Below are 21,318 nucleotides of genomic sequence, written 5' to 3'. Positions count from 1 at the left end.
GACCCCATATCTGTCGTTTCTGCAAGGATACGCTCGTTGGCAACCCGACCCAAAGCCCGGCCTCTCAGCCCCCATCTCGGTATCTGGAAATGGGGACCGCACATGCTGGTCTCGATTCTCCACCGTGCCACCGGCGTCGGCATGGCGCTCGTCGGCCTGCCGTTGCTGACGTGGTGGCTGGCCGCCATCGCGACCGGCGGAGAGGCGTATGCGACCTTCGTCGACGTCTTCACCGTGTCGGGCGGCGGGTTGAACATCATCGGCTATCTGGTCGGCATCGGCCTGACGCTGGCGCTGTTCCAGCACATGATGACCGGCCTGCGCCACTTCGTGCTGGATACGGGCGCGGGCTATGAACTGAAGATCAACCGGATGTTCGCGATGCTGACCATGGTCGCATCGGTCGTCCTGACCGCCGCCTTCTGGGCGTATATCGTGGGAGTGCGCTGATATGGGTACCGGTACGCATCTCGGCCGTGTCCGTGGCCTTGGCAGCGCGAAAGAAGGCGCGTCGCATTGGTGGCGGCAACGCCTGACATCGGGGTCGAACCTGTTCCTGATGGCATGGTTCCTGATCGCGATCGCCCGCCTGCCTGCCTATGACCATGCCAGCGTCCAGATGTGGTTGGCCTCGGCCTGGGTCGCGGTGCCGCTGGTCCTGCTGATCGCCTCGGTCCTCTACCATGTCCGTCTCGGCCTTCAGGTCGTGATCGAGGATTACCAGCATGGTGCCAGCCATGTCGTGTCCATGATCGCCCTCAACGCCTTCGTCATCGCGCTCGGCGCGATCGCCCTGTTCTCGATCCTCAAGGTCGCACTCGGAGCCTCCTCCTGATGTCAGACTCGTACAAGATCATCGACCATACCTATGATGCCGTCGTCGTCGGTGCCGGCGGCTCGGGCCTGCGCGCCGCGATGGGCATCGCCGAAAGCGGCCTGAAGACCGCCTGCATCACCAAGGTGTTCCCGACCCGCAGCCACACCGTCGCGGCGCAAGGGGGGATCGCCGCGTCGCTCGGCAACATGGGGCCGGACCACTGGACCTGGCACATGTACGACACCGTCAAGGGGTCGGACTGGCTCGGCGACCAGGACGCGATCGAATATCTCGTGCGCGAGGCTCCCGCCGCCGTCTACGAACTGGAACATGCCGGCGTGCCGTTCAGCCGGACCGAGGAGGGCAAGATCTATCAGCGCCCGTTCGGCGGCATGATGCAGAACATGGGCGAGGGGCCACCCGCGCAGCGCACCTGCGCCGCCGCCGACCGTACCGGCCACGCCATGCTCCACGCGCTGTACCAGCAGAGCCTGAAGTACGAGACCGACTTCTACATCGAATATTTCGCGCTCGATCTCATCATGGAGAACGGAGTCTGCCGCGGCGTCATCGCGCTGTGCATGGAAGATGGCTCAATTCACCGTTTCCGCGCGCACCAGACCGTGCTCGCGACCGGTGGCTATGGCCGCTGCTATTATTCCGCCACGTCGGCCCATACCTGCACCGGTGACGGCGGCGGCATGGCCCTGCGCGCCGGCCTGCCGATGCAGGACATGGAATTCGTGCAGTTCCACCCGACCGGTATCTACGGCGCGGGCGTCCTCATCACCGAGGGCGCACGCGGCGAGGGCGGCTACCTCACCAATTCCGAGGGCGAGCGGTTCATGGAACGCTACGCACCCTCGGCCAAGGATCTCGCCAGCCGTGACGTCGTGTCGCGCTCGATGGCGATGGAAATGCGCGAGGGCCGCGGCGTCGGCAAGGAAGGCGACCACATCTTCCTGCACCTCGACCACATCGACCCCAAGGTGCTGGCCGAGCGCCTGCCCGGCATCACCGAAACCGGCAAGATTTTCGCCGGCGTCGACCTGACCCGCCAGCCGCTGCCGGTCACGCCGACCGTCCATTACAACATGGGCGGCATCCCGACCAACTACCACGGCGAGGTCGTCAACCTGAAGGACGGCAACCCCGACAGCGTCGTCCCCGGCCTGTTCGCGGTCGGTGAGGCGGCCTGCGTCTCGGTCCACGGCGCGAACCGCCTTGGCTCCAATTCGCTGATCGACCTCGTGGTGTTCGGCCGCGCGACGGGCCTGCGGATCAAGGATACGCTGAAGCCCAACACGCCGCACAACCCTCTCCCGAAGGACTCGACCGAGATGGCGCTCGGCCGCCTCGATCACTTCCGCACATCGACCGGCGGCACCAAGACCGCGGCGCTGCGGATGGACATGCAGAAGACGATGCAGAAGCACTGCGCCGTGTTCCGCACCGACGAGCTGATGGCCGAAGGCGTCGGCAAGATGGAGCGCGTCTACGCCGGCATGGCCGATATCGGCATCAAGGATCGCTCGATGATCTGGAACACCGATCTGGTCGAGACGCTGGAACTCGACAACCTCGCCAGCCAGGCGCTGGTCACGATCCGCTCCGCGCTCAACCGCAAGGAAAGCCGCGGCGCGCACATGCACGAGGACTTCCCCGAGCGAAACGACGGCGAGTGGATGAAGCACACCATCGCCGACTTCGACGGCTGGGGCGGCAAGGGCGGCACGACGAAGATCGACTACCGCCCGGTCCACGACTACACCCTCACCGACGACATCGACTACATCAAGCCGAAGAAGCGGACGTACTGAGCCAGACGGCGGTGGAGCAATCCACCGCCGTTTTTGCGTGCCGGTGCAGACCTTCGCACGTCCGACCCCACCCTCAGTCCGCAAACATCTCGCGCAGCACCGCCAACACCGCGCGCATGGTCGCCGCATCGCTGCGTCCCATCCGCGTGACCAGCCGCGCGGCATCGATTGTCCGCATCTGATCGGCGAGCACCAACCCCGTATTGCCCTGAAAGGTCAGCTCCACGCGGAACGGGGCGGCGCGGCTACCGGTCGTCACCGGCGTTACCGTCACGGTGCGCAGGTGCCGGTTCATGTCGTCGGGTGATACCACCAGGCAGGGCCGCGTCTTCTGGATCTCGCGACCGATTGTCGGGTCCAGCGCCGCCAGCCAGATTTCGCCCCGCTTTACCACGCGCTGTCCGCGTCATCCTCGGTGCCGAACGTCCGCCATTCCGGCGCATCGTCGACGCCGATCGCCGCGGCCGCCTCGGCCCATCCGGCCCTGACCGTTACGGTCATCGGCGTTGCGATCAGCCGCCCGTCCTCGATGGTCAGGTCCAGTGCGGCCCCGGTCTTCAACCCCATCGCGGTCAGCACCGCGCGCGGCACGAGCATACCCGTGGAATTGCCCATTTTTCTGAATGACGTCTGCATCGACCCAATCCCTGCTCCGATTCCGTCGAACGTGTTATAACATGGTTATAACGTGCGCCGGAACGCAAAAATACTACGTCCGCGCGGAACACCCGTCCGTCCGCACGGTTACGAAGGCCATGAAACAGGACCCCAACCGCTATCCGCTGCTCGCCGCCCCGCATATCCGCCTGTCCGGGCCGGTAGACGAGGCGATGTATGCCAGCTTCCGTGACCAGCTCGTCGCAGCCCCGGCCGACGGCACGCTGGTCGTCGCGATCACGACGCTGGGCGGCGACCCCGAAATCGCCCGCGCGATGGGGACCGATATCCGCATGCTGCGCGATTTCCACGGCCGCGAGATCCTGTTCTTCGGCAAGGTCGCGGTCTATTCGGCGGGCGCGACCTTCATGTCCTATTTCCCGGTCGAGCACCGCTTCCTGACCCGCCGTACCCGGCTGATGCTGCACGAACGTCAGCTGACCAAGACGATCAACCTGTCCGGCCCCTTGCGCTCCTGCATCGCCCAGCTGAAGGCGACGCTGCACGAGATCGAACATTCGATCATGATCGAGGAGGAGGGCTTCCACGATATCGTCAACGGCAGCCAGGTGTCGTTTGACGAACTGCATGAAAAGGCCCCCGCCAACTGGTATATCGAGGCGGAGGAGGCCCGCGATCGCGGCCTTGTCCTCGACGTGATATGACCGACGACGCGCACTGGATGCGCGAGGCGATCGCCGTCGCCCGCGAAAAGGGTGACGATCCGGCCCTGTCGCTGATCGGCGCGGTCATCGTCCGGGACGGAAAGCTGCTGGCCCGCGTCCACAACCGCGTGGCCGATGACTGCGATGCGACCGCCCATGCCGAAATCCTTGCCATCCGCGCGGCCGGCGCGGCGGCGGGCGACGCGGAGTTGCGCGGTGCGACGCTCTACACCACGCTGCAACCGTGCGGCATGTGCACGATGGCAACCATCTGGTCGAAGGTCGGGCGCGTCGTCTACGGCGCCGGACGCGACGACGTGCACAGCATGTACTGGGAGGACCGGCACATCGACACGGTCGATTTCGTTCGCGACGCCTGGCGCGACGACCTCGTCTATGAGGGCGGCGTACTGCGGGAGGACTGCGCCGCGCTGTATTTCCGCCCATGGGACAAATTGTCCCAGGACCAGATCGGCAACACATAAGCGATTGACCCGCCGCGACCCCGCACCCATTTGCGAGCGTACCCGCGATTGTGTATCGACGGGGACGCATTGGCCGAGCCGTGGGCGTGATGCCCGGGTGGCGGCGTACAAGACGGGATAATCCGATGGCCGAATTCAGCCTGCCGAAGAACAGTGTCGTCAAGAAGGGTGAGGTTCACGAATCCCCCACCAACGGCCGGCTCAAATCGTTCAAGGTCTATCGTTACGATCCCGACTCGGGCGAAAACCCGCGCTACGACACGTTCAAGGTCGACCTCGACGAATGTGGCCCGATGGTGCTCGACGCGCTCATCAAGATGAAGGGCGAGCAGGATTCCTCGCTCACCTTCCGCCGCTCCTGCCGCGAGGGGATCTGCGGATCGTGCTCGATGAACATCGACGGCACCAACACGCTGGCCTGCACCAAGGCGATCGAGGACGTGAAGGGCGAAGTCCGCATCACCCCGTTGCCGCACATGGATGTTGTCAAGGATCTCGTCCCCGACTTCACCCATTTCTACGCGCAATATTCGTCGATCAAGCCGTGGCTGCAGACCGTCACCCCGCCCCCCTCGGGCAAGGAACGGCTCCAGTCGCCTGACGACCGTGCGAAGCTCGACGGCCTGTACGAGTGCATCCTGTGCGCCTGCTGCTCGACCTCGTGCCCCAGCTACTGGTGGAACAGCGACAAGTTCCTGGGGCCGGCGATCCTGTTGCAGGCATACCGCTGGCTCGCCGACAGCCGCGACGAGATGACGGGCGAGCGGCTCGACGAGCTGGAGGATCCCTTCCGTCTCTATCGCTGCCACACCATCATGAACTGCGCCAACGTCTGCCCCAAGGGCCTGAACCCCGCCAAGGCGATCGCCGAAATCAAGAAGATGGAGGCCGAACGCGTCATCTGACGTGGGTCATGGTCTTTGCGATGATCTGCTTGCCGTAACGGGGAGATAGGCGGTACGACCGTTTCTTGATGCAAAACTTAAAGGTTTTGCATCAAGCTGAAAGCCGAACGACCAATGGCTGCATTCAGAAAGGTGCCGGGATTTCTCGTACCATGCGCAATAATTTGATCTGACCATCGCTAATTATGAGGCCGACGGCCCAATCCCCACCGAGAAAGATTGTCATCGCTCGCTGCCCTGTTCCCAATTTATTTGTTCGATCGGCAGGCCGAAGAACGTCGGGGTAGGCAGTCGAAGCCAAACCGCTAAAGCTCACGGCATCAACCGGCAGAGATGCCAATGCGTTCTTAGCATTAGTGACGATTTTGAGTTCTGGATCATGGGGAATTTCGGGATGCTGACGCTCATAGGCCAGCATGCTCGGCCCTTCACGATCCTCGACGGACACCGGAAAAGATATTCGACGGCCAAGCTTAGCGTCCTGGCTAGCTAAGCCTAGCAAGTGAACTGCTTCTAGCGCTTGATCTTCGGCTTCCGGTTTCGTCGTAAAAAACTGATATTTCGATGCAGTGCAGGTTACGCCACTCGAAGGCGATCCAACCCAGCGATAAGCGGTTTGGGTCGAAATTCGAGCAGCCGGTGATGCCGGGAGGTGCCCATCCTTCAATCGATTTACCGGCGCCAAATATACGGTCGCGATGTCTCGCTCACAAAACCCTGTTTTCCCGCTACGAACGGGCTCTAGGTAGAGTTTTATACGCGTGGAATCTGGCATTCCCGGGGGGGTGGGCGGCTCCATGCCCTCAGGTCCGACCGTAACCTCGGTGACTGGCGGATGCCCTGGCGCAAGCAAAGCGTCTCCCAGCGCCGCCGCACTCAATGCCTTAGCTTGTTCTGGAGTGAGTGCTGGACCGTTTTCTCGGAGGCGTATTGTCGAAATCTCGGCCGGCTCTGCCGCGAGAAGGGGCGAACTTATAACGGATAAGGCAGCTAGCAGCAGACGATACGGCATTGCTGTGTCTTTCATTTGCCATTGGTTTTATGATCTTCTTCTAGCGAAAATTCTCGATCTACCTAACGAAGCCATCGGCGGGTCACTGATGCAAAATTCACAATTTTTGCATCGTATAAGTAATGAGCCAATCTCAGGCGCTTCCCTTATGCAAAAATCCGATGCGTCTGAGGGTGCGTCACAGGCGCGATCAGTTGCCAGGCCGGGAAGGCCGACCGCGACGCCCCCTTCGACAAACCGCCCGCAAACCGGCTAGGGGCGGGCATGGCCACCGTCCTCACCGCATATAACGCCCTCATCGCCAACGGCGAACTCCGCGCCGACCCGGAGCAGGCCGCCGCCGCCGCCCGCCTCGATGCGCTCGCCGTACAGCTCGAAACCCCGCCGAAGACCGGCCTGTTCGCCAAGCTCACCGGCCGCACCGTCGCCCCGCCGCGCGGCGTCTACATGTGGGGCGGGGTCGGGCGCGGCAAGTCGATGCTGATGGACCTGTTCTATGACCATGTCGCGGTGCCGGCCAAGCGCCGCGTCCATTTCAGCGAATTCATGCTGGAGGTTCACGCGCGGCTGGCGGCCGAGCGCCGCAACGAAACCGGCGACCCGATCGCCCCCGTGGCGGCGCGGCTTGCCGAGGAAACCCGGCTGCTCGCGTTCGACGAGATGATGGTCACCAACAGCCCCGACGCGATGATCCTGTCGCGCCTGTTCACCGCGCTGATCGCGGCCGGCGTCACCATCGTCACGACCTCCAACCGCCCGCCCGCCGACCTGTACAAGAACGGCCTCAACCGCGAGCATTTCCTGCCCTTCATCGCGCTGATTGGCGAGCGGCTCGACGTGCTGACGCTCAACGGCCCGGTCGATTACCGCCGCGACCGGCTGGGCCAGGTCGATACCTGGCTCGTGCCCAACGGGGCGAAGGCGACCGCCGACCTTTCCGTCGCGTTCTTCCGCCTCACCGACTATCCCCCCGGCGACAAGGCGCATGTGCCCGAGGAGGAATTGCCGCTGGGCGGCGGCCGATCCTTACGTGTGCCGAAAAGCCTGAAGGGCGTCGCCGTCTTCGCGTTCAAGAAACTGTGCGGCGAGGCGCGCGGGGCCGCCGACTATATCGCGGTCGCGCGCCGCTATCACACCGTCATCCTGGTCGGCATCCCGAAACTCGGCCCGGAAAACCGCAACGAGGCCGCGCGCTTCGTGGCGCTGATCGACGCGCTGTACGAACACAAGGTCAAGCTGCTGGCGGCGGCGGACGCCGAACCGGCCGACCTGTACGAAACCGGCGACGGCCGGTTCGAGTTCGACCGCACGATCAGCCGGCTGGAGGAAATGCGGTCCGAAACCTATCTGGCGCAGGGGCATGGAACGGCTTAACGCTCCTGCGAACCATTATCATTGTAATAGCGAGCTGATATGCTTTAGCGGGTTGCCCCGACTCGGCGATGGGCCTATGCGGCATTTCCAAACGCGGTAACGCCCGAACGCTGCACCGCCATGTTGGAGAAGGACAGGCCTATGGCTCGCAAGAAGATCGCCCTTATCGGCGCCGGCAATATCGGCGGCACGCTGGCTCACCTCGCCGCGCTGAAGGGTCTGGGCGACATCGTCCTGTTCGACGTCGCCGAGGGGATCCCCCAGGGCAAGGCGCTCGACCTGTCGCAGTGTTCGCCGGTCGAGGGCTTCGACGCGAAGATCACCGGCTCCAACGACTATGCCGACATCGCGAACGCCGACGTCATCATCGTGACCGCCGGTGTCGCGCGCAAGCCCGGCATGAGCCGTGACGACCTGCTCGGCATCAACCTGAAGGTGATGAAGGCGGTCGGCGAGGGCATCAAGAACAACGCACCGAACGCGTTCGTCATCTGCATCACCAACCCGCTCGATGCGATGGTCTGGGCGCTGCGCGAGTTCTCGGGTCTGCCGCACCACATGGTCGTCGGCATGGCCGGCGTGCTCGATTCGTCGCGGTTCAGCCATTTCCTCGCCGACGAGTTCAACGTGTCGGTCAAGGACGTGACCAGCTTCGTGCTCGGCGGTCACGGCGACACGATGGTCCCGGTCATCAGCTATTCGACCGTCTCGGGCATCCCCGTCCCCGACCTGATCGCGATGGGCATGTCCACCCAGGACAAGATCGACGCGATCGTCCAGCGCACGCGCAGCGGCGGCGGCGAGATCGTTGGCCTGCTCAAGACGGGGTCGGCCTATTACGCGCCCGCCACCAGCGGCATCGCGATGGCCGAAGCCTATCTCTACGACCAGAAGCGCGTCCTGCCCGCCGCCGCCTATGTCTCGGGTGAGTACGGCTTGTCCGACCTGTATGTCGGCGTCCCCGTCGTCATCGGTGCGGGCGGCGTCGAGAAGATCGTCGAGATCACGCTCGACGACGACGCCAAGGCGAACCTCGGCGTTTCGGTCGACGCGGTCAAGGAACTGATCGTCGCCTGCAAGGGCATCGACGGCTCGCTGGGCTGATGCTCGCTGCCGCCCTGTTGTTTGCAACGCTGCAGCCGCCGGAGCCGACGCTGATTGCCGAATTGCCCCAGCCTGTTCTTAGCGAGGTTTCTTCGGCAATCACGGAGTGTAAATCTGCGCTGACAGGCGGGGGTATCGAATTCCTGGAGGGCGCAGGCTGGAAGCGTGCCAAATTGAAAAAGGCCAGTATTCTGGGCAGCGATGTCAAAGGATTGATGGCTAAAGGGTCGGACGCTCCGCTAATTGAATTCAAGCAATCCCTTAATGGACTGTATTCATGTACCGTGTGGGGTAGGATTGATAGAAAAAAAGACGTGAGCTTGCTTACCTCAGCAATCGTCACCGCGTTGCCAGCCAAATCTAACGAAAAGATCATGGCGGCGTATCTGTTTGCCGGTGAGGACGCATTGGCTGCAATGAATTTGCGCGACAGTAACACTGGGCCAATTTTCAACATTGGCATATTCCCCGTCAAACGAGGTAAAAAATGAGCATTCTCGTCGACCGTAACACCAAGGTCATCACCCAGGGCATGACCGGCGAAACCGGCACCTTCCACACGCAGCAGGCGCTGGCCTATGGCACGCAGATGGTCGGCGGCGTCACGCCGGGCAAGGGCGGCACCACGCATATCGACCTGCCGGTGTTCAACACCGTGCACGAGGCCAAGGCGAAGACCGGCGCGAACGCGTCCGTCATCTACGTTCCGCCCCCCTTCGCCGCCGATTCGATCCTCGAGGCGATCGACGCCGAAATCCCGCTGATCGTCGCGATCACCGAGGGCATCCCCGTGCTCGACATGGTCAAGGTCAAGCGCGCGCTCTCAGGGTCCAAGTCGCGCCTCATCGGCCCGAACTGCCCCGGCGTCCTGACGCCCGAGCAGTGCAAGATCGGCATCATGCCCGGCAGCATCTTCAAGAAGGGGTCGGTCGGCGTCGTCTCGCGCTCGGGCACGCTTACCTATGAGGCGGTGTTCCAGACCTCGAACGCCGGCCTGGGTCAGACCACGGCCGTCGGCATCGGCGGCGATCCGGTGAACGGCACCAACTTCATCGACGTGCTGGAACTGTTCCTGGCCGATGACGAGACGACCTCGATCATCATGATCGGCGAAATCGGCGGCGACGCCGAGGAGCAGGCCGCGCAGTTCCTGATCGACGAGGCCAAGCGTGGCCGCAAGAAGCCGATGGCCGGCTTCATCGCCGGTCGCACCGCGCCTCCGGGCCGTCGCATGGGTCATGCCGGCGCGATCGTGTCGGGCGGCAAGGGCGATGCCGAGAGCAAGATCGCGGCGATGCAGGCCGCCGGTATCCGCGTGGCCGACAGTCCCTCGGAACTCGGCACGACCCTGCTCGCGGTGCTGAACGGGTAACAAACCCTTCTCCCTTCGTGGGAGAAGGTGGCGTCCGCAGGGCGTCGGATGAGGGGGGACGCGGGTAATGCTATCCGACGCCCCCTCACCCTCCCGCAAGGGGAGGGTGGCAGAAGGAAGATGACGATGGGCTACGAAGGCCAGGATTTCAGCGATATCGCCGCCGGCGTCAGCCCGGCCTTCGTGGAGACGCTCTACGCGAAGTTCCAGTCCGCACCCGACAGCGTCGAGCCGGGCTGGCGCAATTTCTTCGAGGGGCTGGAAACGGCGCAGGGGCCAAGCTGGAGCAACACCGCCTGGCCGCTGAAATCGACCGACGACCTGACCGCGGCGATGGACCCGACCCAGATGGAGCCGGCGCCCAGGCCCGCCCGCGGCGGCAAGCCCGCCCCCGCTGCGGCCGCCGCCGCACCCGCCGCCCCGGCGGTCGACGTGACCAAGGCCGCCGCCGACGCGATCCGCGTCCAGATGCTGATCCGCACCTACCGCGTGCGCGGGCATCTGGCCGCCGATCTCGACCCGCTCGGCATGGCGCGACAGGACCTGCCCGCCGATCTCAGCCCGGAATATCATGGCTTTTCCGGCGCGGACCTTGAAAAGCCCGTCTATCTCGGCGGCACGCTCGGCCTCGAATGGGCGACCGTCGCGGAGGTCGTGAAGATCCTGCGCAAGAATTACTGCGGCAAGGTCGGCCTGGAATACATGCACATCTCGGACGTGGAGGAGCGCCGCTTCCTTCAGGACCGGATGGAGGGTCAGGACAAGGCGATCGAGTTCTCCGACCTCGGCAAGAAGGCGATCCTGAACAAGGTGATCGAGGCTGAGCAGTGGGAGAAGTTCCTCGGCAAGAAATATGTCGGCACCAAGCGGTTCGGCCTCGACGGCGGCGAATCGATGATCCCCGCGATGGAGTCGATCATCAAGTATGGCGGCCAGATGGGCGTGCGCGAGATCGTGATCGGCATGGCCCATCGCGGCCGCCTGAACGTGCTGGCCAACGTCATGGCAAAGCCCTTGCGCGTCATCTTCCACGAATTTGCCGGCGGCTCGGCCAACCCGGACGAGATCGGCGGGTCGGGTGACGTGAAATATCACCTCGGCACCAGCACCGACCGCGAGTTTGACGGACACAAGGTCCACATGTCGCTGGTCGCCAACCCCTCGCATCTGGAGGCCGCCGACCCGGTCGTGCTGGGCAAGACCCGCGCGATCCAGACTCTGAACAACGACCTGACCGACCATGTCGCCTCGCTGCCCGTGCTGATCCACGGCGACGCGGCGTTCGCGGGGCAGGGGATCGTCTGGGAGTGCCTCGGTTTCTCGGGCATCCGCGGCTACAACACCGGCGGCTGCGTCCACTTCATCATCAACAATCAGGTCGGCTTCACGACCAGCCCGCAGTTCGCGCGCTCGTCGCCCTATCCGTCCGACGTGGCGAAGGGCGTCCAGGCTCCCGTCTTCCACGTCAACGGCGACGATCCCGAGGCGGTGACCTTTGCCACCAAGATGGCGATGGAGTTCCGTCAGAAGTTCCACCGCGACATCGTGATCGACATGTGGTGCTATCGCCGCTTCGGCCACAACGAGGGCGACGAGCCGTCCTTCACCCAGCCGCTGATGTACGACAAGATCCGCAAGCATCCCGGTGTCAGCGAGATCTACGGCAAGCGCCTGATCGCCGAAAAGGTGATCGACCAGGCGTGGCTGGACGACAATGTCGCGCAGTTCACCACCCGGCTGGAGGGCGAGTTCGAGGCGGGTTCGTCCTACAAGCCCAACAAGGCCGACTGGTTCGGCGGCCGCTGGTCGGGCCTCAGCGCGCCGACCGACGGCGGCGTGGCGCGGCGCAGCGTGGATACGGGGCTTGAGCGCAAGCTGTTCGACGCGATCGGCCGCACGCTGACCACGGTTCCCGACTCGATCAAGATCCACAAGACGCTGGCCCGCGTGATCGAGGCCAAGAAGCAGATGTTCGCCACCGGGGCCGGTTTCGACTGGGCCACCGGTGAGGCGCTGGCGTTCGGGTCGCTGCTGTCCGAAGGGTATGGCGTCCGCCTGTCGGGCCAGGATTCAGGGCGCGGCACCTTCAGCCAGCGTCACGCGGTCTGGGTCGATCAGACCGACGAGCACAAGTACGTGCCGCTGACCACGGTCGAACATGGCCGGTTCGAGGTGCTCGACAGCCCGCTGTCCGAATACGGCGTCCTCGGCTTCGAGTATGGCTATGCGCTCGCCGACCCCAAGACGCTGGTGATGTGGGAGGCGCAGTTCGGCGATTTCGTCAACGGCGCGCAGATCATGATCGACCAGTTCATCACGTCGGGCGAATCCAAGTGGCTGCGCGCCAACGGCCTCGTCATGCTGCTGCCGCACGGCTATGAAGGGCAGGGGCCGGAGCATTCGTCGGCGCGTCCCGAACGCTTCCTGCAATCCTGCGCGCAGGACAATATCCAGGTCGCGAACTGCACCACCCCGGCGAACTATTTCCACTTGCTGCGCCGGCAGATGCACCGCAATTTCCGCAAGCCCCTGATCGTGATGACGCCCAAGTCGCTGCTGCGTCACAAGATGGCCGTGTCGCAGACCGCCGACTTCCTCGGCGACAGCCACTTCAAGCGGATCCTGTCCGACCCGAAGGGCGCACCCGACGCGACCACCCGGCGTGTCGTCCTGTGCACCGGCAAGGTCGCTTACGACCTGATGGAGGCGCGCGACGCGGCGGGCGATACCGAAACCCAGATCATTCGGATCGAACAGCTCTATCCCTTCCCCGGCGACGCGCTGGCGAAGCGGGTGGCGGCGATGCCGATGCTGGAGGATATCGTCTGGGCGCAGGAGGAGCCGAAGAACAACGGCTACTGGTTCTTCGTCGAACCGCTGATCGAGGAGGCGCTGGCCACCACCGATGCCCAAGTGAAGCGTCCGCGCTACGCCGGCCGCTCGGCCTCGGCCTCGCCCGCGACCGGCCTCATGAAGCGGCATCAGGCGGAGCAGGGCGCACTCGTCGCCGACGCGCTTGGCCACAATGTCCGCGACGAAATCCGCCGCGCGCGCAAGACCGAAGACGAACGCACCGCCGGCAAGGCGGGCGCCTGACACTAACCCTTCTGTTCCCCGGCGAAGGCCGGGGTCCAGTCCCGAACCCGGTTATGATCCCCAACGGGGAACGAGGAAAAGACCATGGCAACCGAAGTCCAAGTCCCCACCCTGGGCGAATCGATCACCGAAGCCACGCTCGGCGAATGGCTGAAGCAGCCCGGCGACACGGTCGCGGTCGACGAACCGATCGCCAGCCTCGAAACCGACAAGGTGTCGGTCGAGGTGCCGTCGCCGGTCGCCGGCGTCATGGGCGCGCATGCGGTCCAGGTCGGTGACACGGTCCAGGTCGGCGCGATGATCGCGACGATCGACGCCGGCGACGGTGCCGCCGCCGCCCCGGCGCAGGCCGCCGCGCCGCAGCCCGCCGTCACGCAGGAGCCGAAATCCGAAGGCGGCGCCGGTTACGGTGACCAGCCCGGTACGTCGGCCTCCGACGCGCCCGGCGACACCCCGGCCGCGCTCTCCCCCTCGGTTCGCCGCGCGGTGCTGGAACACGGCGTCGATCCCTCGTCGGTCAAGGGCACCGGCAAGGACGGCCGCATCACCAAGGAGGACGTGACCGCCGCCGCCAGTGCGAAGCCGGCCCCGGCCCCTGTGGCTGCCGCACCGGCCTCTGCCGGCGCGTCGACCGGTAGCGCTGCTCCCGCCGGCCGCGCGGAAGGGCGCAAGGAGGAGCGCGTCCGCATGACGCGCCTGCGCCAGACCATCGCCAAGCGCCTGAAGGAGGCGCAGAACACCGCCGCGATGCTGACGACGTTCAACGACGTCGACATGACCGCCGTCATCGAGGCGCGCGCCAAGTACAAGGACCTGTTCGAAAAGAAGCACGGCGTCCGCCTGGGCTTCATGGGCTTCTTCGTGAAGGCCGCGTGTATGGCACTGAAGGACATCCCGTCCGTCAACGCCTCGATCGAGGGCGATGACATCGTCTATCACGACTATGCCGACATCTCGGTCGCGGTGTCGTCGCCCGGCGGCCTCGTCGTCCCCGTCATCCGCGACGCCGACCGCATGTCGGTCGCACAGGTCGAAAAGACGATCGGCGACTTCGGCCGCCGCGCCAAGGACGGCGCGCTGAAGATGGACGAGATGAAGGGCGGCACCTTCACCATCTCCAACGGCGGCGTGTTCGGCTCGCTGATGTCGACCCCGATCATCAACCCGCCGCAGTCGGCGGTGCTGGGCCTCCACCGCATCGAGGACCGCCCGGTCGCGGTGAACGGTCAGGTCGTCATTCGCCCGATGATGTACCTCGCCCTCAGCTACGACCACCGCCTGATCGACGGCCGCGAAGCCGTGACGTTCCTCGTCGCGCTGAAAAATGCTATCGAGGATCCGACCCGCATCCTGATCGACCTGTGATCCACCCCCGTGCTCCTGCAAACGCAGGAGCCCAGGGTTATCGAGCGGACCGCTCGTGGCTCTGGGTTCGTGCGCATGCAGGAGCACGGTAAAGTGATCGCATGAAGCCCGGCTATGTCTACCTGATGGCCAGCCATCGCAACGGAACGCTCTACCTCGGCGTCACCAGCGATCTGGCTGCCCGGGCATACCAGCACCGTAACCGCATGGTGGACGGCTTCAGCAGGCGGTATGGTTGCACGAACCTTGTCTGGTACGACGCGAGCGACGACATACAGTCGGCGCGACACCGCGAATTGCAGTTGAAAAAGTGGAAGCGGGCCTGGAAGATCGACCTGATCGAACAGACCAACCCGCATTGGAATGATTTGTACGAGACGCTGTTTTAATTCCGCCCCGTGCCCCCTGCGAACGCAGGGGCCCAGAGCCGCAGGCGGCGTCCCCCGTAACCCTAGGCTCCTGCGTTCGCAGGAGCACGACGGAGAAGAACCATGGCCGACGAACAGCAATACGACTATGACGTCCTCGTTATCGGTGCCGGCCCGGGCGGCTATGTCGCCGCGATCCGTGCAGCCCAGTTCGGCCTGCGCGTGGCCTGTGCGGAGGCGCGCGAGACGCTTGGCGGTACCTGCCTCAACGTCGGCTGCATCCCGTCCAAGGCGCTGCTCCATGCGTCTGAACTGTATGAGGAAGCCAGTGCCGGTCACATGACCAAGTTCGGCATCGACTTCACCGGCGTCACGCTGAACCTCGACCAGATGCACGCCGAAAAGGCCAAGGCGGTCAAGGAACTGACCGGCGGCATCGAATATCTGTTCAAGAAGAACAAGGTCACCTGGCTCAAGGGCCGTGCGACCTTCACCGACGCACACACCGTCACCGTTGCCGACCAGAGCGTCACGGCAAAGAACATCGTCATCGCCACCGGCTCCAGCGTCACGCCGCTGCCCGGCGTCGAGGTTGATCAGAAAATCGTCGTCGACAGCACCGGCGCGCTCGCGCTGCCGAAGGTGCCCGGGCACATGGTCGTCATCGGCGGCGGCGTCATCGGCCTTGAACTCGGCAGCGTCTGGCGGCGTCTGGGATCGAAGGTGACGGTCGTCGAATATGCGGACAACATCCTTCCCGGCTTTGACGAGGAAGTGCGTCGCGAGACCGCCAAGCTGTTCAAGAAGCAGGGCATGGAGCTGAAGACCGCGACCAAGGTCATCGGCGTCGCCACCGAAGGCGATGCGGCCACCGTCACGGTCGAGCCGGCCGCCGGCGGCACCGCCGAGATGATCGCCGCCGACGCCGTGCTGGTGTCGATCGGTCGTCGCCCGAATGTCGACGGCCTCGGTCTCGACACGATCGGGCTCGGCCTGAACGCGCGCGGCCAGATCGACACCGACCACCGCTTCGCCACGACCGTCCCCGGCGTCTGGGCGATCGGCGACTGCATCCCCGGCCTGATGCTCGCGCACAAGGCGGAGGACGAGGGCGTCGCGGTGGCCGAGAACATCGCCGGCCAGACCGGCATCGTGAACCACGACGTCATCCCGAGCGTCGTCTACACCATGCCCGAGATCGCCGGCGTCGGCCTGACCGAGGAAGCGGCCAAGGAAAAGGGCGAGATCAAGGTCGGCAAGTTCCCGTTTGCCGCCAACAGCCGCGCCAAGACCAATCGCGACACCGACGGCTTCGTCAAGATCATCGCCGATGCCAAGTCGGACCGCGTGCTGGGCGTCTGGATCGTCTCCTCGCTGGCCGGCACGCTCATCGCCGAAGCCGCGATCGCGATGGAGTTCGGCGCGACGTCGGAGGACATCGCCTACACCTGCCACGCGCATCCGACCCATGCCGAGGCGATGAAAGAGGCGGCGATGGCAGTGCAGGGCAAGCCGATCCACGTCTAACCGAAGCCGCAAGGCGAGGGGGATCGGCTTGCCCGGCCGGCGCGGCCCACAAGGCCGCGACCGACGGCATGGGCTTTGCCCATGCCCGCCCCAAGCCCGCCCCCGTCATTGCGAGCGAAGCGAAGCAATCCAGAGTTACCCGCAGGACGCCCTAGATTGCTTTGCTTCGCTCGCAATGACGGAGTTAAGACGTATAGGCCCAGCTTCCCCCAGCCGTACGACGCGCGTGCGGTACAACACAGCGCGGCGGGCATGGGCAAAGCCCATGCCGTCGGTCGCGGCCTTCGGGGCCGCGCCGGCCGGGCGTGCCGATCCTTCTCGCCTTCGGCTTTGCGCTGGATCGTCACGCCTATGGAACCAATTCCCCCCAAACCGGTTCAGCCACCGTATACCGGATCAGCCGGGACGACCGCGCGTTAGACCGCGCACTAGCTGGGGAACCATCATGAAGAAGCTTATCGCCGCCGTCAGCCTCACCCTCATCGCCCTGCCGCTCGCGGCCTGTGGCGGCAATGGCGACGACAAGCTCGCCGGCCAGGTCGAGAAGGCCGCCGAGAACCGCGCCGATGCGCTGGAAGACATGGCCGACAATCTTGAGGACAAGGCCGAGCAGGTCCGCGAGACCGGCGAAGACCGCGCCCACGCGATCGACGCCGCCGACGTGAACGCGCACGCCATGTCGGACCAGCAGAAGGCCGAGATTATCGCGAACGAGGCCGCCGCCGTCCGCTAAGCCGCGCGCCCATCGGCCATGAAACGGGCCGCCGCGACCGCAGGGTTGCGGCGGCTTTTTCGTGGCGTGTCGACACACGAACCCCACGCCCCATCCTTCTCGCCCGCGCAAGGGTGACAGGGTATGTAAACTCTTCACACCAACACAGCGCTAGCCCGCCATATCGGCAACAACCAGACCCGGATTCCGTCGCAATCCCGACAAATCCCGGCAAACCCCGCGCTACCACCTGTCCAACGCCAGACCGCGAAGGACTCCACCATGACCTACCAGACGCATATCGCCCGGATCGACACGCTGATCCGCGATCACGCCGGCACCTGGGACGGGATTTCCGCTGAATCCGTCGCGCGGATGCGGCTCCAGAACCGCTTCGCCACCGGCCTCGACATCGCCCGCTACACCGCCAAGATCATGCGCGCCGACATGGCCGCCTATGACGCGGATCCCGCGCGCTACACCCAGTCGCTCGGTTGCTGGCACGGCTTCATCGGCCAGCAGAAAATGATCGCGATCAAGAAGCATTTCGGCTCCACGCAAGGCCGCTACCTCTACCTCTCCGGCTGGATGATCGCTGCTCTCCGCTCGGAATTCGGTCCGCTCCCGGACCAGTCGATGCACGAAAAGACCAGCGTGCCTGCGCTGATCGCCGAACTCTACACCTTCCTGCGCCAGGCCGACGCGCGCGAACTGGGCATGCTGTTCCGCGAGGTCGATGCCGCCCGCGCCGCCGGCAACAGCATCGAGGAGCAACGTCTGCTCAACGCGATCGAGAACCACCAGACCCATGTCGTGCCGATCATCGCCGACATCGACGCGGGCTTCGGCAATGCGGAGGCGACGTATCTGCTAGCGCGGAAGATGATCGAGGCCGGGGCCTGCGCGCTCCAGATCGAGAACCAGGTCAGCGATGAAAAGCAATGCGGCCATCAGGACGGCAAGGTCACCGTCCCGCACGAGGACTTCCTCGCCAAGGTCCGCGCCTGTCGCTACGCCTTCCTCGAACTCGGCGTCGAGGACGGGATCATCGTCACCCGCACCGACTCGCTGGGTGCCGGCCTCACCAAGCAGATCGCGGTCAGCAAGACCCCCGGCGACATCGGCGACCAGTATAACGGCTTTCTCGACTGCGAGGAGATCGACCCCGCCACCGCCCGCAACGGCGACGTCATCCTCAACCGCGACGGCAAGCTCCTCCGCCCCAAGCGCCTGCCGAGCAACCTGTTCCAGTTCCGCGCGGGCACGGGTGAGGACCGCTGCGTCCTCGACTGCATCACGTCGCTACAGAATGGCGCGGACCTGCTCTGGATCGAGACGGAAAAGCCGCATATCGAACAGATCGCCGGCATGGTCGACCGCATCCGCGCGGTCGTCCCCAATGCCAAGCTGGTCTACAACAACTCGCCCAGCTTCAACTGGACGCTGAACTTCCGCCAGCAGGTCTACGACGCCTGGGTCGATGCGGGGCAGGACGTCAGCGCCTACGACCGCGCCCGCCTGATGAGCGCCGAGTATGACGAAACGCCGCTGGGGGCGCAGGCCGACGAACGCATCCGCACCTTCCAGTCGGACAGCGCGAAGCGGGCAGGGATCTTCCACCACCTCATCACGCTGCCGACCTACCACACCGCCGCGCTGTCGACCGACAATCTGGCGAAAGCATATTTCGGCGACGCCGGCATGCTCGGCTACGTCAAGGGCGTCCAGCGCAAGGAAATCCGCGAAGGCATCGCCTGCGTCCGCCACCAGAACATGAGCGGCTCCGACATCGGCGACGACCACAAGGACTATTTCGCGGGCGAAGCGGCGCTGAAGGCCGGCGGCGCGCACAACACGATGAACCAGTTCGCGGCGTAAGGTGCGCAGCGGCACTGCCGCCACGACACCTTACGCCCGGCCGGCGGTGCCGACGGCACCGTCCGACGACCTGGCTTTGCCAGGTCGCGGCCCCCACGCGCCAAAGGGGCCAGCCAACAGTTTCCTGGGGAGGAAAGCGCAACCCGTCGCGCAGGCCCGAAAGGCCGGCACGGCGGGTCGTTCCCCTCCCGCCAAACCCCATCCGTGTTCCTGCGCACGCAGGAACCCAGGGCCACCACCAATACCGCTCGCGATCCGAATTTGCCAATTGGGGTCTATCGTAACCAAACAAAGGCGCCATGACGGACTGAAATGCGCCAAGATAACATTATTTTTGATCGTCACACAGGACTTGATCCGGAATGCAAGACCAAAGAGTCGGTTACCCTTGTCTTTGGATTCTAGATCAATCCCAAAATAAAAAGATAGTAACCGTCTGAAAGGGCAATGAAATTATATTCAAACTAGCTCACGGCTATCCAATTACTGATATAGCGCTCGACAAACTCTGAAAAAGTATCAGCGACAAACCGCTCATTTTCTCCGCCAATCAACGCAACTTTGCCGAACGTCGCTCCCTGCTCGCAGGATATTGCCCATGCCCAGCACCAAATGCAGTGGTCGAGAAAAAATAGAAATCTCTTCCCCTTATTTGGGATGAACGATGGCAATGTGTGCTCGTATTCGTCGGAAATATTCTTGATCCTGTCGACTGGCCACCAATTGCCCATCTCGTCATCCCAGTTGTCAGCGACAGGTGACCCCATCGTGAGATAACTGTGGAAATCCTGCGGAAGTATGAGGTCGTAGCGCCGTGCAATCGAGTTAATGACTCCCGGCGGGGTGGGCCGTGTTTTGATGTTGGCACCTGTCTGTGCCCACCAGGCCTCGAGCTTCATTTTGGTGTCCATGCGATAACTGTCAGTCTTGGAAGCGCATCTTCAATAGCAAGTCAGAAGCGACTGAGTGGGGGGAGGAGGTTGCAGTTTATCGGCCCGAACCTGACCATCAAATAAACATCAGTTTCCGCAATCGAGCTGCAAACTGTGCATATTTTGCGTTCTCGCGAGTCCGGCAGGATTCTCCCCCCCCCCCCCCCCCCCCCCCCCCCCCCCCCCCCCCCCCCCCCCCCCCCCCCCCCCCCCCCCCCCCNCTGGCGGTCGATTTGGAGAAACCGCCCATCGCGGTAAAGCGGACCGTGTCGCAGCACCACCTGCGCCGCCGAGAGCGACGGATCGGCCGCCAGCGCGGCTTGTGCGTTGCTGCGCGCCGCACTGTAGTTGCCCGCCGCCAGCGTCGGCTACATCCCCCAAACACCCCGTTGCCCCCACCCCGCACACCGGCTACGCGCCAAGGCCGATGGCGTCGTCCTCCTATCTGTCCGCGCCGACCCCCGCCTCGCGCCGCCGCCGCGCCACCGCCTTCGCGCTGACGGTCGCCGCGCACCTGCTGATCGTCGCGCTGCTGCTGACCCTCGCGCCGTCGCTCAACCCGCTCAAGCCCGACCAGCCGCGCCTCACCACGTTCGACGTGCAGCCGGAGCGCCCGCCCACGCCGTCGGTCGCGGAAAACCCGGTCAAGCCCGACGGGGGAGGGGCCGCCGCGCCCAACCCGGTCAAGGCACCGCCCCGCGCATCGTCCGGCGCGGTCGTTGCCCCCACGCCGATCGTCCCGCCACCCGTCACCGCCCAGCCCAGCGGCATGGTCATCCTGAACAGCGACTTCGACCTCGCCAAGGTGCCGGCGCGCGCCGCGGCGGACGGCGGCGGCGACAGCGAGGGCGCAGGATCGGGCAAGGACAGCGGTTCCGCCTACGGCCCCGGCGAAGGCCCCGGCGGCGAGCGGCTCTACAACGCCGAATGGTATCGCCGCCCGACCGACGCCGAACTGAACGGTTATCTGACCAAGGGCGCACCCCCCGACAGCTGGGCGCTCATCGCCTGCCGCACGATCGAGAACTACCAGGTCGAAAACTGCCGCGCGCTCGGCGAATCCCCCATCGGCTCCGGCCTCGCCCGCGCCATGCGCCAGGCCGCCTGGCAATTCCGCGTCCGCCCCCCGCGCATCGGCGGCAAACCCGTCATCGGCGCCTGGGTCCGCATCCGCATCGACTTCACCCGGCGGGGGGTGGAGTAGGGGGCGGATCCGCGCCCGCGATCCG

At 64.7% G+C, this 21,318-nt stretch carries 21 protein-coding genes; 17 read left to right on the top strand and 4 right to left on the bottom strand.

Annotation, left to right across the window (positions count from 1 at the left end; genetic code table 11):
* The first annotated feature begins 36 nt into the window (after positions 1–36).
* Genes sdhC through sdhA form a run of 3 tightly spaced genes read left to right on the top strand, consistent with a single transcriptional unit; the run spans position 37 to position 2,637 of the window.
* Positions 37–450 carry a succinate dehydrogenase, cytochrome b556 subunit gene (gene sdhC / locus ASE75_RS13020; protein WP_055934239.1) on the top strand — a complete coding sequence of 138 codons (414 nt, stop codon included), beginning with the start codon at positions 37–39 and terminating at the stop codon, positions 448–450.
* 1 nt (position 451) lies between these two features.
* Entirely contained in the window at positions 452–835 is a 384-nt protein-coding gene (gene sdhD, locus ASE75_RS13015; RefSeq protein ID WP_055934237.1) for a succinate dehydrogenase, hydrophobic membrane anchor protein, read from the top strand.
* On the top strand, positions 835–2,637 hold the full coding sequence (sdhA, locus tag ASE75_RS13010; protein WP_055934235.1) for a succinate dehydrogenase flavoprotein subunit: 1,803 nt from the start codon (positions 835–837) through the stop codon (positions 2,635–2,637). Before sdhD ends, sdhA begins: the two co-directional genes overlap by 1 nt.
* A gap of 73 nt (positions 2,638–2,710) precedes the next feature.
* Here the strand turns inward: sdhA and ASE75_RS13005 are convergent, their stop codons facing one another.
* Both ASE75_RS13005 and ASE75_RS13000 read right to left on the bottom strand, forming a co-directional pair.
* Entirely contained in the window at positions 2,711–3,031 is a 321-nt protein-coding gene (locus ASE75_RS13005) for a type II toxin-antitoxin system PemK/MazF family toxin (protein WP_055934233.1), read from the bottom strand.
* The gene (locus ASE75_RS13000; RefSeq protein ID WP_055934231.1) at positions 3,025–3,273 is read right to left on the bottom strand and encodes an AbrB/MazE/SpoVT family DNA-binding domain-containing protein; all 249 of its coding nucleotides are present in this window, start codon (positions 3,271–3,273) and stop codon (positions 3,025–3,027) included. The genes ASE75_RS13005 and ASE75_RS13000 overlap by 7 nt, the downstream gene beginning before the upstream one ends.
* 119 nt (positions 3,274–3,392) lie before the next feature.
* Here ASE75_RS13000 and ASE75_RS12995 point away from each other — a divergent pair, with 119 nt between their 5' ends.
* The 3 genes from ASE75_RS12995 (at position 3,393) to ASE75_RS12985 (ending at position 5,349) form a co-directional block, all read left to right on the top strand.
* The gene (locus tag ASE75_RS12995; RefSeq protein WP_055934229.1) at positions 3,393–3,959 is read left to right on the top strand and encodes a hypothetical protein; all 567 of its coding nucleotides are present in this window, start codon (positions 3,393–3,395) and stop codon (positions 3,957–3,959) included.
* Positions 3,956–4,444, top strand: a complete 489-nt coding sequence (locus ASE75_RS12990; protein WP_055934227.1) for a nucleoside deaminase — start codon at positions 3,956–3,958, stop codon at positions 4,442–4,444. The genes ASE75_RS12995 and ASE75_RS12990 overlap by 4 nt, the downstream gene beginning before the upstream one ends.
* 125 nt (positions 4,445–4,569) lie before the next feature.
* Complete coding sequence (locus tag ASE75_RS12985) at positions 4,570–5,349, top strand: succinate dehydrogenase iron-sulfur subunit (protein ID WP_055934225.1); 780 nt, start codon at positions 4,570–4,572, stop codon at positions 5,347–5,349.
* A gap of 124 nt (positions 5,350–5,473) precedes the next feature.
* Here the strand turns inward: ASE75_RS12985 and ASE75_RS15585 are convergent, their stop codons facing one another.
* Positions 5,474–5,767 carry a hypothetical protein gene (locus ASE75_RS15585; RefSeq protein WP_156340465.1) on the bottom strand — a complete coding sequence of 98 codons (294 nt, stop codon included), beginning with the start codon at positions 5,765–5,767 and terminating at the stop codon, positions 5,474–5,476.
* 858 nt (positions 5,768–6,625) lie between these two features.
* Here ASE75_RS15585 and zapE point away from each other — a divergent pair.
* The 10 genes from zapE to ASE75_RS12940 all read left to right on the top strand — a co-directional run bounded on the left by zapE (position 6,626) and on the right by ASE75_RS12940 (position 19,157).
* A complete protein-coding gene (gene zapE, locus ASE75_RS12980; protein ID WP_055934223.1) occupies positions 6,626–7,735 on the top strand; it encodes a cell division protein ZapE in 1,110 nt (369 codons plus the stop codon).
* Positions 7,736–7,876: 141 nt separating this feature from the next.
* Positions 7,877–8,839, top strand: a complete 963-nt coding sequence (gene mdh / locus ASE75_RS12975; RefSeq protein WP_055934221.1) for a malate dehydrogenase — start codon at positions 7,877–7,879, stop codon at positions 8,837–8,839.
* Positions 8,839–9,330 (top strand): hypothetical protein, encoded by a 492-nt coding sequence (locus ASE75_RS15580; protein WP_156340463.1) that lies wholly within the window; start codon positions 8,839–8,841, stop codon positions 9,328–9,330. Before mdh ends, ASE75_RS15580 begins: the two co-directional genes overlap by 1 nt.
* The gene (gene sucD / locus ASE75_RS12970; protein ID WP_055934219.1) at positions 9,327–10,211 is read left to right on the top strand and encodes a succinate--CoA ligase subunit alpha; all 885 of its coding nucleotides are present in this window, start codon (positions 9,327–9,329) and stop codon (positions 10,209–10,211) included. The genes ASE75_RS15580 and sucD overlap by 4 nt, the downstream gene beginning before the upstream one ends.
* Before the next feature lie 126 nt (positions 10,212–10,337).
* Positions 10,338–13,307 carry a 2-oxoglutarate dehydrogenase E1 component gene (locus tag ASE75_RS12965; RefSeq protein WP_200922366.1) on the top strand — a complete coding sequence of 990 codons (2,970 nt, stop codon included), beginning with the start codon at positions 10,338–10,340 and terminating at the stop codon, positions 13,305–13,307.
* 84 nt (positions 13,308–13,391) lie between these two features.
* Positions 13,392–14,672 carry a 2-oxoglutarate dehydrogenase complex dihydrolipoyllysine-residue succinyltransferase gene (gene odhB / locus ASE75_RS12960; RefSeq protein ID WP_055934214.1) on the top strand — a complete coding sequence of 427 codons (1,281 nt, stop codon included), beginning with the start codon at positions 13,392–13,394 and terminating at the stop codon, positions 14,670–14,672.
* A 101-nt stretch (positions 14,673–14,773) separates the two neighbouring features.
* Positions 14,774–15,061: a GIY-YIG nuclease family protein gene (locus ASE75_RS12955; RefSeq protein ID WP_268796048.1), complete on the top strand. Its 288-nt coding sequence runs from the start codon at positions 14,774–14,776 to the stop codon at positions 15,059–15,061.
* 102 nt (positions 15,062–15,163) lie between these two features.
* Entirely contained in the window at positions 15,164–16,567 is a 1,404-nt protein-coding gene (lpdA, locus tag ASE75_RS12950) for a dihydrolipoyl dehydrogenase (protein WP_055934211.1), read from the top strand.
* 445 nt (positions 16,568–17,012) lie between these two features.
* Positions 17,013–17,300, top strand: a complete 288-nt coding sequence (locus ASE75_RS12945; RefSeq protein WP_055934208.1) for a hypothetical protein — start codon at positions 17,013–17,015, stop codon at positions 17,298–17,300.
* Positions 17,301–17,561: 261 nt separating this feature from the next.
* Positions 17,562–19,157: an isocitrate lyase gene (locus ASE75_RS12940; RefSeq protein ID WP_055934206.1), complete on the top strand. Its 1,596-nt coding sequence runs from the start codon at positions 17,562–17,564 to the stop codon at positions 19,155–19,157.
* A 464-nt stretch (positions 19,158–19,621) separates the two neighbouring features.
* Here ASE75_RS12940 and ASE75_RS12935 read toward each other — a convergent pair whose 3' ends face one another.
* Positions 19,622–20,068, bottom strand: a complete 447-nt coding sequence (locus ASE75_RS12935) for a hypothetical protein (protein WP_055934204.1) — start codon at positions 20,066–20,068, stop codon at positions 19,622–19,624.
* Positions 20,069–20,516: 448 nt separating this feature from the next.
* Between ASE75_RS12935 and ASE75_RS12930 the strand changes: the two genes are divergently transcribed.
* Positions 20,517–21,293, top strand: coding sequence for a hypothetical protein (locus ASE75_RS12930; protein WP_055934202.1), 777 nt, complete (start codon positions 20,517–20,519; stop codon positions 21,291–21,293).
* The last annotated feature ends 25 nt before the right edge of the window (positions 21,294–21,318 follow it).

Origin of the sequence: Sphingomonas sp. Leaf17 (genome assembly GCF_001421505.1) — a bacterium.
Taxonomy (GTDB): domain Bacteria; phylum Pseudomonadota; class Alphaproteobacteria; order Sphingomonadales; family Sphingomonadaceae; genus Sphingomonas.
The sequence above is the reverse complement of the archived record's forward strand: the minus strand, read 5'-3'. Positions and strand labels throughout refer to the sequence as shown.